At 47.9% G+C, this 12,829-nt stretch carries 11 protein-coding genes; 1 reads left to right on the plus strand and 10 read right to left on the minus strand.

Features of this window, described 5'->3' with window-relative positions:
- Positions 1–4: 4 nt before the first annotated feature.
- From cysT to ABEW34_RS03485, 10 genes are all read right to left on the minus strand, one after another.
- Positions 5–871 (minus strand): sulfate ABC transporter permease subunit CysT, encoded by an 867-nt coding sequence (gene cysT, locus ABEW34_RS03440; RefSeq protein ID WP_430154877.1) that lies wholly within the window; start codon positions 869–871, stop codon positions 5–7.
- A gap of 43 nt (positions 872–914) precedes the next feature.
- The gene (locus tag ABEW34_RS03445; RefSeq protein WP_430154879.1) at positions 915–2,009 is read right to left on the minus strand and encodes a sulfate ABC transporter substrate-binding protein; all 1,095 of its coding nucleotides are present in this window, start codon (positions 2,007–2,009) and stop codon (positions 915–917) included.
- A gap of 400 nt (positions 2,010–2,409) precedes the next feature.
- Positions 2,410–3,339 (minus strand): ABC transporter ATP-binding protein, encoded by a 930-nt coding sequence (locus tag ABEW34_RS03450; protein WP_341281565.1) that lies wholly within the window; start codon positions 3,337–3,339, stop codon positions 2,410–2,412.
- Complete coding sequence (locus ABEW34_RS03455; protein WP_430154881.1) at positions 3,340–4,407, minus strand: ABC transporter ATP-binding protein; 1,068 nt, start codon at positions 4,405–4,407, stop codon at positions 3,340–3,342.
- Positions 4,408–4,423: 16 nt separating this feature from the next.
- A complete protein-coding gene (locus ABEW34_RS03460; protein ID WP_430154883.1) occupies positions 4,424–5,341 on the minus strand; it encodes an ABC transporter permease in 918 nt (305 codons plus the stop codon).
- A 2-nt stretch (positions 5,342–5,343) separates the two neighbouring features.
- Positions 5,344–6,279: an ABC transporter permease gene (locus tag ABEW34_RS03465; protein WP_046228634.1), complete on the minus strand. Its 936-nt coding sequence runs from the start codon at positions 6,277–6,279 to the stop codon at positions 5,344–5,346.
- Between the two features lie 178 nt (positions 6,280–6,457).
- On the minus strand, positions 6,458–8,128 hold the full coding sequence (locus ABEW34_RS03470; protein WP_430154885.1) for a peptide ABC transporter substrate-binding protein: 1,671 nt from the start codon (positions 8,126–8,128) through the stop codon (positions 6,458–6,460).
- 630 nt (positions 8,129–8,758) lie between these two features.
- The gene (dnaI, locus tag ABEW34_RS03475; RefSeq protein WP_430154887.1) at positions 8,759–9,715 is read right to left on the minus strand and encodes a primosomal protein DnaI; all 957 of its coding nucleotides are present in this window, start codon (positions 9,713–9,715) and stop codon (positions 8,759–8,761) included.
- Between the two features lie 19 nt (positions 9,716–9,734).
- Positions 9,735–11,240 carry a helicase DnaB gene (locus ABEW34_RS03480; RefSeq protein WP_430154889.1) on the minus strand — a complete coding sequence of 502 codons (1,506 nt, stop codon included), beginning with the start codon at positions 11,238–11,240 and terminating at the stop codon, positions 9,735–9,737.
- Positions 11,241–11,577: 337 nt separating this feature from the next.
- Positions 11,578–11,865: a YuiB family protein gene (locus ABEW34_RS03485; RefSeq protein ID WP_056039452.1), complete on the minus strand. Its 288-nt coding sequence runs from the start codon at positions 11,863–11,865 to the stop codon at positions 11,578–11,580.
- A 160-nt stretch (positions 11,866–12,025) separates the two neighbouring features.
- Between ABEW34_RS03485 and hemQ the strand changes: the two genes are divergently transcribed.
- Positions 12,026–12,772: a hydrogen peroxide-dependent heme synthase gene (hemQ, locus tag ABEW34_RS03490; protein ID WP_430154891.1), complete on the plus strand. Its 747-nt coding sequence runs from the start codon at positions 12,026–12,028 to the stop codon at positions 12,770–12,772.
- Positions 12,773–12,829: the final 57 nt, after the last annotated feature.

Genomic DNA, 12,829 nt, shown 5'->3' on the forward strand with positions numbered 1-12,829 from the left:
CGGCTTAGCCTCCTTCTACGACGCGGCGGTTAATCCGCCACTGCATGAAATTAATGAACAGCAGCAGCAGGAACGAAACGACGAGCATAACGAGCGCGATTGCGGTAGCCCCTGCATAATCAAACTGCTCCAGCTTCGTCATAATGAGAAGCGGGGCGATTTCGGTTTTCATCGGCATATTGCCGGAGATGAATACGACGGAGCCGTATTCGCCAATGCCGCGCGCAAAAGCTAGAGCGAAGCCCGTAAGCAGTGCCGGCATCAGCTCAGGCAAAATCACTTTCCAAAAGGTGCGCATCCGGTAGGCGCCAAGCATAACTGCGGCCTCTTCTATTTCTTTATTGAGATCCTGCAGCACAGGCTGCACCGTACGAACGACGAAGGGAATGCCGATAAAGATAAGGGCTATTGTAATGCCAAGTGGCGTATAGGCCACCTTGAGCCCGAGCGGCTGGAGCAGCTTGCCTACCCAGCCATTCGGCGCATAAATGGCCGTCAGTGCAATTCCCGCTACCGCTGTCGGCAGCGCGAATGGAAGATCGACGAGGCTGTCGATAAATTTTTTGCCAGGAAAACGGTAGCGGACCAGCACCCACGCAATGAGCAGGCCAAACACCATATTGACGGCTGCGGCGCTGAAAGCGGTGAAGAAGCTGATGCGATAAGAAGCCAGAACCCTTGAATTCGTTACCGTGCTCCAAAATTCGGCAAAGCTGAGTCCTGTCGTCTTAATAAATACGCTGGCCAGCGGGATTAGAACGATCAGGCTCAAATACACAATTGCAAATCCCATTGATAGGCCGAAGCCGGGCAAAACGTTTCGCGCTTTGCCGCCTCTGCTTCTTCCTTTGCTCCTACTGGAACCTAACATGCTCAGTCAGCTCCATTCCACATTTTGCTGTGCCTAGCGATCATTACGAGCCTGGCGTGTAAATCTTTTCGAATATGCCGCCCGCATTAAAATGCTTCTCCTGCGCCACTTTCCAGCCGCCAAAATCTCCGTCGATCGTTAGCAAATCCAGCTTTTTGAACGTATCTGCATATTTTGCAGCAATCGTTTCATTAATAGGACGGTAGTAGTTTTTAGCTGCAATCTCTTGGCCTTCATCCGAATACAAATACTCTAGATAGGCTTTAGCTACTTCAGTGCTTTTATTAGCCTCGGCATTTTTATCAACGACCGCTACAGGCGGCTCCGCCAAAATGCTGACGGAAGGATAGACGATTTCGAATTGATCGGGTCCAAGCTCCTTGATGGACAGGAAGGCTTCATTTTCCCAAGCCAGCAGCACATCGCCAATTCCTTTTTCTACAAAGGTCGTTGTTGCTCCGCGTGCACCCGTGTCGAGTACGGGCACATGCTTGAACAACTGCGTGATGAACTCCTGCGCCTTCGCTTCGTCATTGTTGTTTTGCTTGAGCGCATAGCCCCATGCTGCAAGATAGTTCCAACGAGCTCCGCCCGACGTTTGCGGGTTTGGCGTAATCACTTCTACACCGTCTTTAATCAGATCATTCCAGTCTTTAATGCCCTTCGGGTTTCCTTTGCGTACAAGGAACACGATGGTTGACGTATACGGCGAGCTGTTATGCTCGAATTTGGATTGCCAGTCTGCACTCAGCAGGCCCGGCTCTACCAAGGAATCAATATCGTAGCCTAGCGCCAGTGTGACGACATCTGCTTTCAGGCCGTCAATGACTGCACGGGCTTGCTTGCCTGATCCGCCATGGGACTGGCTAATCGTCACGTCCTGGCCGGTTTTATTTTTCCAATACGTTGAAAAAGCTTTATTATACTCCTCGTACAGCTCACGAGTCGGGTCATACGATACATTTAGCAGCTCGACTGGTTCTGCTGACTTCTCTCCTGCGGAACTTGCTTCTGTTGATGCAGCTGGCGACTCTCCTGCTCCTCCACCAGTTCCCTGGTTGCCTCCGTTCGCTCCGCATGCGGACAAGATGAGCACCAATACGAGCAATAATGAAACCGACCATTTCCCCTTTAACATAAATCCTCACACCCCTGATTTTTTCTTTTTTCTCCTGCAGTCCTGGATAAATGAGTAATGTTTTGCCGCCGGTGGTCCGGTAGATAAAATATTATTCCTACCCGCTTAGTTGGTTATGGAAGGATTCTACCAGCGTGATTTTGTTTAGTCAATAGCGTTTTCGAAATTAGGTTTATTCCATAATGTTAAAATCATTTTGGTAAAAAGATCGCTTTTTTCCCGCTGTCTCCTCCACCTCCCCACCTGGGGGAAACGATAGGAATCGAGAGTCCTCCAAGCAAAAAAGGACTGCCCTCAAACCAGTACAGCCGTAAGGCTTTACTGATTTGAGGGCAGTCCATTCTACTTGAGCTGCAAGCTGTATTCATGCAAGCATTAAGCTGAGTAGCTTAAACCCATTTTAATGAGAAGCTTGCAGCTGCTCCATCTCGCGTTTTGAGCAATAAACAAAATGCCCGGGCTTCACTTCACGAATTTCCGGAAGGTCCTCTGGTGTATATTGATGCACATTTGGATCATAAGGAGTCCGTTTGCGCACGCGTTCCGTCTCCGGATCGGGAATCGGAATGGCCGACAGCAGCGACTTCGTATATGGATGCATCGGATTGTTGTACAGCTCATCCGCAGAAGCAAGCTCTACAAGCTTGCCGAAGTACATCACGCCAATACGGTCGCTAATATATTTAACCATAGACAAATCATGGGCAATAAACAAATAAGTCAAGTTTTTCTCACGCTGCAGCTTCTTCATCAGGTTGATGATTTGTGCTTGAATCGATACGTCAAGCGCGGAGATCGCCTCGTCCGCAATAATAAAATCAGGATCGACCGCAAGGGCGCGGGCAATGCCGATCCGCTGGCGCTGTCCGCCGGACGCTTCATGCGGATAACGATTCGCATAGTCCTTGTGCAGGCCTACTGTCTCCAGCAGCTCGTGCACTCTCGCCATGCGCTCCTTGCTATTTTTCGCAAGACCATGCAGGTCGATCCCCTCGGCAATAATATCGCCAACGGTCATCCTCGGATTGAGCGAGGCATATGGATCTTGGAAGATCATTTGCATTTTGCGGTTCAGACGCTTCAGTTCGCTTCTAGATTTGCGTCCGTGAACATTCTCGCCACTGAACAGCACTTGGCCATCCGTCGCGTCATACAGTCGTAGAATCGTTCTGCCGGTCGTTGATTTGCCGCAGCCCGACTCACCAACGAGACCAAGCGTCTCGCCTTCATAAATATCGAAGCTGACATCGTCGACGGCCTTTACCATATTCGGGCGGCCTTCATTGAAATATTGCTTTAGGTTTTTGATTTCTAGCAGCTTCTTAGCCATTTAAGCCTCTCCTTCCGCAAGCACCGGCTTATCGAAAGACGCTGCCAATTTACGAACTCTCCGTTTTACCTGCTCCGGCAGCTCCACCTTTGGCGCATCCGGGTGCAGCAGCCATGTTTTGGCATAATGCGTTTCGGATACTTGGAACATCGGCGGCTCTTCCTCGAAATCAATCGCCAGCGCGTAGCGGTTACGTGGTGCAAACGCATCGCCCTTAGGCGGATTCGTCAAATCAGGAGGCGTGCCTGGTATGTCCAGCAGCTCGGCTTTATCCGTCATATCAAGGCTCGGCATGGACGCAAGCAGTCCCCATGTGTAAGGATGGCGCGGATCGTAGAAAATTTCATCAACGGTTCCGACCTCGACAATTTGCCCCGCATACATTACCGCTACACGGTCAGCCACGTTTGCAACGACGCCCAAATCATGCGTGATGAAAATAACAGACATGCCGATTTTTTGCTGCAAATCTTTAATAAGCTCTAAAATTTGCGACTGGATCGTTACATCAAGCGCCGTCGTCGGCTCATCGGCAATGAGCAATCTTGGATTAGCCGCAAGCGCAATCGCGATCATCGCCCGCTGGCGCATACCGCCGGAAAACTCATGGGCATATTGGTTAATCCGTTTCTCCGGCATCGGAATGCCGACGAGACGAAGCAATTCAATCGTACGTTCTTTTGCAGCGGAGCCGGAAAGCTTTTGGTGCTTCTTCAGCACCTCCATAATTTGCGGTCCGATTTTCATCGTTGGATTAAGCGAGGTCATCGGATCTTGAAAAATCATACTGATATCCTTGCCCCGTACCTTCTCCATTTGCTTATCCGTCTTTTTCACTAAATCTACGCCTTCAAACAAAATTTCGCCATTCGTAATTTTGCCTGGCGGCATCGGAATGAGCTTCATAATCGTTTGTGAAGCGACACTTTTACCAGAGCCCGATTCCCCTACGATGGCAAGCGTCTCGCCCTTGTACAGGTCAAAGCTAATGCCTCTGACCGCCTGTACCTCGCCGCCGTGCGTACCGAAGGAAACGCACAAATCTTTTACTTCGAGCAGCTTTTCCATTTATGCTTTCCTCCTATTATTTGCGCATTTTCGGATCGAGAGCGTCACGCAATCCGTCGCCAATTACGTTAAATGAGAAAATCGTTACACAGATCATAATGGCCGGGAAGAACAAACGCCATGGATAATATTTAAGCGCAGGCAGTCCATCGGATGCCATTGTACCCCAGCTCGCAATCGGCGGAGTCAGGCCTAGTCCCAAATAGCTGAGGAACGACTCTGTAAAAATCGCCGATGGAATTGTCAGCGTCATTGTAATCAGAATAGGGCCCATCGCATTCGGAATCAAATGCTTTCTCATAATCCAAGGCATCGTTGCGCCCAGTGTACGAGCGGCTAGCACATACTCGCGGTTTTTCAGCGACAGCACTTGTCCCCGAACGATACGCGCCATGTTGATCCAGCCGGTTATCGTCATCGCTACAATCATCGTTCCCAAGCTTTGCCCGAATACGACCATCAAAATAATCGCAAGCAGCAAGTAAGGGATACCGTAAAGAACGTCGGCAAAACGCATCATGCCTTCATCCACACGTCCGCCCTTGTAAGCGGCAATTCCGCCCCAAAGGACGCCAATAAACAAGTCAATAAGCGCGGCTGCAAGACCGATAAACAGGGAAATTCGTGCGCCTTCCCAAACACGGGCAAACATGTCGCGCCCCAGATCATCCGTGCCGAACCAATGCTCAGCGGAAGGTGCCTGGTTTTTGTTGCCAAGATCATTAGTTTTGTAATCAAACTCGGTCATAAATGGACCAAACGCAGCCATAAAGACCAAAATAACGAGCAAAACAATCCCGACCATAGCTAGTTTATTTTTAGCGAAGCGCCGAACGACATCCTGCCAGAAAGAAAGGCTTGCCTTCGCCACATTATCTGTTCCTTGCTGCTGTAAGCCTACCAGCTTAAACCGGTCCTTAGATATTGGTTCCATCGTCAAGCCCCTTTCTTCCCGCGCCCAAGTTTAATACGGGGATCAATTAATCCATACAAAATGTCAACCAAGAGTACGCTAAAGAGAAGGATAATACTGTAGAACACCGTAACCCCCATAATAACCGTGTAATCACGGTTACCAATACTCACAACAAAGTGAGAGCCAAGACCCGGTATGCCGAAAATACGTTCAATAACAAAGCTTCCTGTAATGACACCAGCAGACAGCGGCCCCATATAAGAAACGACAGGCAGCAGCGCATTGCGAAGCGTATGCTTGATTGTAATCATAAATTCGCTTAGGCCCTTGGCCTTTGCAGTCTTAATATAATCATTGCTAAGTACTTCAAGCATGCTGGAGCGCGTAAGACGAGCGATAAACGCTGTTGGCGTGGAAGCGAGTGCAATCGCCGGCAAAACCGTATGCATGAAGGTTCCCCATCTGGCGACAGGAAAAATGCCAAATTTAATCGCAAGCACATATTGCAGAACAGTTGCCATAATGAAGGAAGGCACCGAAATCCCTGCCACCGCAATAATCATCGCGGTATAATCCTGCCAGCGATTATGTTTGAGAGCAGCGATAACACCAAGAATAACACCGACTGCAAGCGCCAGGAAGATTGCTTCGAGGCCAAGCACAAGCGAAACAGGAAAACCGGTATTGATCAAATCATTAACAGTCTGGCTTTTATACTTGAAGGAAGGACCAAAATCCCATTGCAGCACCTTCAGCAAATAATCGCCATATTGCGCATACCACGGTTGATCCAGACCATAGTGAGCCAGCAGATTGGCTTTAATCTCCGGCGGCAGCTGCTTCTCCGACGTAAACGGGTTACCCGGAGCAAGACGCATCAAGAAAAAGGTAGCTGTAATAATCAGCCACAACGACAAAAGGATATACAGCAAACGTCTGCCAATATATTTCACCATAATAGTCTGGCACCTCCTATTAGTTTCGAGCTTTATTTACATATAAGGGGAGTACAGCCCCGCATTTTCATAACAAAGGAACACCCCGAACCACTCGAAAATGTGATCCGGGATGTTCCGCCCACCATACCGCTGCATCCGGTTATGGTCGACTATTCTTATTTGCATCCTACCTGTATTAAGCTTCGATATAGGCCCATTTGTAAGTCAAATCGCCCAGACCACTAACTACAACACCTTTAAGTTTTTCGTTTTGAACCCAGTTCATCGTATAGAAATAAATTGGCGCTACAGGCATATCTTCCATCAAGATCGCTTCTGCTTGTTTCAACATTTCCGTACGTTTTGCAGCATCTTGCTCAGATGCGGAATCAATCAGCAATTTTTTGTATTCTGCATTTTCCCAGCCAGTATCGTTGTTGCCGCCATCAGCATCACGGTACAGCTCAAGGAAGTTAATTGGATCATTGAAATCGCCAAGCCAGCCCAGACGGCCTACTTGGTAATCGCCAGCATGCAATTTCTCAATATATACAGCCCACTCAGCGTTATCAAGCGTTACTTCTACGCCAAGGTTTTTGGACCACATATCTTGAATCGCTTGAGCGATTTTTTGGTGAGCTTCATTCGTGTTATAAGAAATAGAGATTGGAGGAAGCTCAGATGCGTCTTTCAGCCCCATTTCTTTCAAGCCTTCTGCCAAATATTCTTTTGCTTTTGCCATATCGTTATCGGCAAAATAACCTTTTTCGTTCTCAGCAAACATCGTTGGCGGCACAAGCGCCATCGCTGGCAATTGCTCGCCTTGTGTAATATTGTCGATCAGTTCTTGGCGGTTCATCGCGTAAGCGAATGCTTTACGGATGTTTTTGTTGTCGAAAGGAGCAACTTTCGTGTTGAACTTGTAGTTGTACACACCAGCAATTGGTTGTGTATGCAAAGAGCCTTGGTCTTTCAAAGCTTGCATCGCATCAACTGGCAATTGGCCGTTAGGCTGTCCAGCCCAGTCCAGCTCGCCATTGTCAAACATCGAAAGCTCAGTATTGAAGTCATTGATCATCGAGAAGTTGATTTTAGTCAATTTCACATTGTCTTTATCCCAATACGTATCGCTTTTCTCAATAATAAGGTTGTCGCTGTGTTTCCATTCGGTCATGTGGAAAGGACCGTTTGTTGTGTATTGGTCGCCTGCATCGTTAGCCCAATTTTTGTTGGCTGCAGCAATTTTGCTGTTTACTGGCAGGTACGTGTAGAATGCTGTCAATTCAAGGAAGAAAGAAGTCGGGTTAGCAAGCGTAACTTCAAGAGTAGTGTCGTTAACTGCTTTAATGCCTACATCTTCAACTTTTCCTTTGCCGAGGTTAGCAGCCTCTGCTCCTTTAATATAATAAAGCTGGTAAGCGTAATCTGCTGCGTTAGCTGGGTCAAGAACCCATTTCCATGCATATTCAAAGTCTCCGGCAATTACTGGATCGCCATTGGACCATTTAGCTCCATCGCGAATGGTGAATGTGTATACCGTTTGGTCAGGAGAAACTTCAACTTTCGATGCTACTGCATTTTCAGGGTGACCGTCTTGTCCAATACGAGTCAAACCTTCGAACGTTTGGCGCAAAATCGTACCGGATGTGGAGTCGCTTGCTTTACCAGGGTTAAGTGTCGGGGGCTCAGATGCAATGTTCACGCTAATCTCTTGATTGTCAGCCAATTTCACTTCGGTAGCGGTAGCCTCTGGGCTAGCCTCTCCCGGATTATTGGTGCCTGTGTTTTTGCCTGCATTGCCACAAGCGCTGATGATCAAAGTCATGACTAGCAACGTGCTGAGTAAAAACGAATACTTCTTTTTCATGCGTTTATTTCCTCCCAATTAATATTTCAATATGAATCTCTCTTATTCTTCCTTTGTTCCTTATACATTGAACATACGTTCATGTTTGTGCAGAACCGAAATAAAAAAATATTATCCACTGAATGTAAGGATGAATATATATTTGGCATAAGGAATAATTATGAATAGTTTGAGATTCTCTATTTGATGCTAGAGATTATAGCATAAAATCAGACTTAATCAACTACCCATTTCTTAAAAACTGAGCAATATCACATACTACGACTGTTTTGCGTAAGGTATTATGTCCGAAAATACGGCATTTGATTAAAAACGACACAAAAAAATATTTTAATTTTTTTTCAATGAAAACGCAAACATTTTAACTTTTAGTTTCGTATAAATTAACAATTACTACCAATAATGCGTTTACATATTTAGTCCAAAAAATCGCTTCATACACTTTTATTCATTCGCCATGAACCGTTGTATCCCAGTCTTTTGGTTATTGCCCTCGCGATTGCACCATCATTGATTATTCGATATAAAAGTAAAACATTTATAAATGTTTACAGATGCAAAAAAACCTGTCGAAACGTTCTCGACAGGTTTAATAGAATATCCAATAGGCAAAAGCTTTAAACAAATTTTTTATTTTAATCCTCGCTTATTGTCGCCTGTGACCATAATCACATCGACATAGGGCCGAATACGATCCATTAATCGCTGCCCTTTATACACTTCATCGCCATCTTTGCTTGTGAAGCTGAAATGGCGTTCCAGTCCATCAAGCTCATAATTGGACGTATACAGCGTCGGCTTCCGGTTCATTCGGTAATTCAATATGGAGCCAAGCACATGATCCCTCGCCCAAGGATTCAAGTTCTCCGCACCAATATCGTCGAAGATGAGCAGATCCGTTTCCTTCATCATCTCCACCGTTTCCCGCAGCTTCGCCGGCTCATGCATCATCGATTTCAAATCCTCGACAAAATCAGGCATATAGACGATGACGCCGGAATAATCGGCTTTCGCCAGCTCATGCAGCAGATAGCACATGAGAAAGGTCTTCCCTGTGCCAAATTTTCCAGCTAAATACAGCCCGTTAGGCTGAAGGCCCTGCTCCTTCGTCCGGTCAATGTATTCAATGACGCGGTAAGCCGCTTCGGCACGGGTAGGGTCCTTGTCCAAAATTTCGAGCGCCGAATAGCCGCTCTTGAGCGCCCGGTCATCCACATAGAAGCTGCGAATCCGTTTCTTAATCCTCTCCTCATTGCGGCGAGCGATCATTTTCTTGCATGCAACCTTGCGGTCATGCAGCTGTACGCGCTCCTGCACGATATCGCATGAAAGCAGTGTATAATGGCCCTCAAAGTCATTCGGACATTGATCAAGTCCCGGGCAGTTCGTACAGTTCCGATATTCGGTTACATATTGATAGACCCGGTTCAAATTAAGACGAACCGCCTGCTCATCCAGCTCGGGATGCTTCTCCCGCAGCCGATGCACAAGCGGATCGGCAAGCAGCTCTTCCAGCTTGCGGTCCGCCTGATCCGTTAATGACTTGCCCGCAGGCCATGCTTTCAGAAGCTCACCCAGCGATTCCATTCTTAATCACCCCGCAATCTTATTTTCCATCCAGCTTCCTTGCCAGCTGTCGCATTTCCTCAAGCTTCTCTGGCGATACGCTAGCCGCCTCCGTATCCTGCACAATCGGGATGCTTGGCTTACGGGAAGCGCCGCCTCTTGCGCCTGCTCGGGAGCCGCCACGACTAGCAGCGCCAACAATACGCGCATTTTCTTGCCGCTGTTCCTTGGCCTCTTCAACCTTCCCTTGCTCGCGCACATAGCCAACAGCCTTCTCAAACGTATCTACCTGCTTGACGAGCATATTGGATACGACCGCTTCAACGAAGGTTTTCGTCATCCGATGGGCGTCGTTCATGCCTATAACATAATGAATAAGTACATTAATTACAGGGGCCGGCAGCCGGTAATTGAGATCAATGCGCTCGAAGGAGCGTTCAATCCAGTCCGGTACAGACCCAGGGAAAAAGCGCTGCAAGAAGCGGGTATGCGGCTCATTGCGCATAAGCATATTGTACTGATGAATGTCGCATCTGCCATCGAGCAAGCTAGGAACGCTTAAATAATATTCTTCCTGAACGCCAAATTCTTCAATATTGTCTTCAGTAACCTCCGCCTGAGACTGCTGCACGCGGGCAATCGTACGCTGGCGATCCCCTTCGCGCTTCTTATCCTGGCGATACATTTGATTGGCCCGCATTTGCAGCTCGTCAATGAGCAGCATACCGTCAGGAGCAAAAACGCCATCCTCATCCAACAGACGGCAAAGATCACTCGCATTCAAGCTGTATTTGTAAGCGACGTAATTCAGCTGCCCAAGCTGCTCGCCATCGCCGCGCAGCCGCTCTACATAGCTGCGGTTGGCGGAATTGCGCGGAAACCGCAAAATAATTTCCCCATAAGGAATGCCTGCCGTCTCCTGCTTAAGCCTAGGGGCTGCTTGCCGAGATGGCGCTACCTCGCTTAATGCCTGCTCCAGCTCCGGGTCCACGGATTGGGGATTAAGCTGAAACAGCTCATAGAACGGTACGGAAATGTTCTCCTTGCTCAGCTGTACGCTGGCCAGCTCGTCCGGCTCCTGCGCGCCAAATGATTCCCTTAACGCAATTAGCGCATATTTGCCGACCTTGTCACGCAGCAGCATAACCAGATGCTGGGTTTGAAAAAACTCGCCCGGCGTGAGCGGCTTAGCCAGCTCATATTCATAAATCAGGTCGCTTTGCTCCGGCAGCGCCAGCCGCGACGTTTGCAGCAGGCCAACTGCCTCGAGGCGCGAAGCCTGCTCGACAAGATGCTTGCGGCCGCGCTCATTCATCTCAAGCCCCAGCCCGAGAAACAGCTTGCGCTGCGGCTCCAGCGAGGAATAGCCAGAAGCCCCATCCGAGATGCCGTGGTACAGCTGCTGGTACAAAGCAACCGCGAAGGCGCCAATCATCGGCTGATAGATGAGCGATAATATTTTATAATCCAAACTGCTTAATGAGAAATCACGAAAAATATAATAGCGGTGATGCTCCGTAAACTGCAATAAGTTACCGATGCGCATGGCATCTACTCCATCCTGTCCATACTTTCTATCAGTTTAACACAAGGTGAAACGGCTGTCGCCATCCGTTGGCAGCGCAGCGCGTTTCAGTCCGAGAAATAGAGAGAAAGGATCGCATTAAGATATCCTTTCCTATATTTCAAGGTGAAACGGCTGTCGCCATCCGTTGGCGCCGCAGCGCGTTTCATTTCAGAGAAATATAAGCATTCATAAGCTTCACACTTATAATAAGCCTATATTTCACCCTTGAAACGGTAGCTTAGCCTCCAAAGGACAGCTTCAGTCGTTTACGCTTGAATAGAAAAAAATCCCCCAAGTGAGGGATTTGCTTATACGCTTAAAACATCTTGTAGCCGCCCTTGCGCAGCGCTTGAATCGTCCAGCCGCTTAAATACGCACCTATTAATGCACCAAATACAGGCACTAAATCAATGAATGTAAAACTCGTAAAGTTCTCGGAAGCGGAGAGTGTCTTATCCCACGTGCTCCATACATAGAACGGCACAAGAACAATAATAAACATATAAATGGGAAACCATGTCGTTTTCAATAGCATATTCAGAATAAAACCGATGCCGAACATCATGACCAAAAACAGCACCGTCGCAATAATCAGTTGAAGCATGTACGATTCCCCTCTCAGACTCTCGATAACATTTTAATGAAACCGCTTAAGGAAGTCAATTCCGATCTGCCAATTGTCACAAGTCCGACATTTGCCCTACCGCCCTAAACTACGTTACAATGTTCACAGCAAAATATGCCAAAGATAGGGGTTATCTGATATGAGTGAAGTAGCAATTACACTAGAGGGCTGGTACTGCCTCCATGATTTCCGCAGCGTCAATTGGGCTGCCTGGAGACTAAGCACCGTAGAAGAGCAGAACCGCATGCTGGACGAGCTCAACACGTTTTTGAAACAATGGTCCGATGTCGAGGAAAGCAAGCAAGGCAGCACAGCTGTCTACGCCATCGTAGGACAGAAAGCTGATTTTGTATTCATGCACCTGCGCGAAACGCTGGAGGAGCTGAATGAAATCGAGACGGCTTTCAATAAAACAGCGTTTGCTTCCTTTACAACAAAGGCCTATTCCTATGTAAGCGTTGTGGAGCTTAGCAACTATGTGAACCAACCGGGCGTCGATCCGATGGAAAATCCGGAAATTCTCGCCCGCCTCAAGCCAATTTTGCCAAAAGCGCGCCACATCTGCTTCTACCCGATGAACAAGCGCCGCGATGGCAACGACAACTGGTATATGCTCGGCATGGACGAGCGCCGCACGATGATGCGCAGCCATGGCATGATTGGCCGCAAATATGCGGGCAAAGTGAAGCAAATTATTAGCGGCTCCGTCGGATTGGACAATTGGGAGTGGGGCGTTACACTGTTCGCAGAGGACGCACTGCAATTCAAGAAGCTGATCTATGAAATGCGCTTTGATGAAGTCAGCGCGCGTTACGGCGACTTTGGCGACTTCTACGTCGGCAATTTGCTTGATTCGGCGAAATTCACCGCTCTGCTGAAAGTGTAGACCTTTTTTCTTCCTTTTGAAAATAACGCATAACCGCCCCAGCACGCTGACGAATGC

Source organism: Paenibacillus algorifonticola (genome assembly GCF_050481745.1).
GTDB classification, from domain to species: domain Bacteria; phylum Bacillota; class Bacilli; order Paenibacillales; family Paenibacillaceae; genus Pristimantibacillus; species Pristimantibacillus algorifonticola_A.

Coding starts and splice junctions, on each gene's coding strand:
- hemQ (WP_430154891.1), top strand. CDS start 12,026: ATGAGTGAAGTAGCAATTACACTAGAGGGCTGGTACTGCCTCCATGAT.
- ABEW34_RS03460 (WP_430154883.1), bottom strand. CDS start 5,341: ATGGAACCAATATCTAAGGACCGGTTTAAGCTGGTAGGCTTACAGCAG.
- ABEW34_RS03455 (WP_430154881.1), bottom strand. CDS start 4,407: ATGGAAAAGCTGCTCGAAGTAAAAGATTTGTGCGTTTCCTTCGGTACG.
- ABEW34_RS03480 (WP_430154889.1), bottom strand. CDS start 11,240: ATGCGCATCGGTAACTTATTGCAGTTTACGGAGCATCACCGCTATTAT.
- dnaI (WP_430154887.1), bottom strand. CDS start 9,715: ATGGAATCGCTGGGTGAGCTTCTGAAAGCATGGCCTGCGGGCAAGTCA.
- ABEW34_RS03450 (WP_341281565.1), bottom strand. CDS start 3,339: ATGGCTAAGAAGCTGCTAGAAATCAAAAACCTAAAGCAATATTTCAAT.
- ABEW34_RS03445 (WP_430154879.1), bottom strand. CDS start 2,009: ATGTTAAAGGGGAAATGGTCGGTTTCATTATTGCTCGTATTGGTGCTC.
- ABEW34_RS03465 (WP_046228634.1), bottom strand. CDS start 6,279: ATGGTGAAATATATTGGCAGACGTTTGCTGTATATCCTTTTGTCGTTG.
- cysT (WP_430154877.1), bottom strand. CDS start 871: ATGTTAGGTTCCAGTAGGAGCAAAGGAAGAAGCAGAGGCGGCAAAGCG.
- ABEW34_RS03485 (WP_056039452.1), bottom strand. CDS start 11,865: ATGCTTCAACTGATTATTGCGACGGTGCTGTTTTTGGTCATGATGTTC.
- ABEW34_RS03470 (WP_430154885.1), bottom strand. CDS start 8,128: ATGAAAAAGAAGTATTCGTTTTTACTCAGCACGTTGCTAGTCATGACT.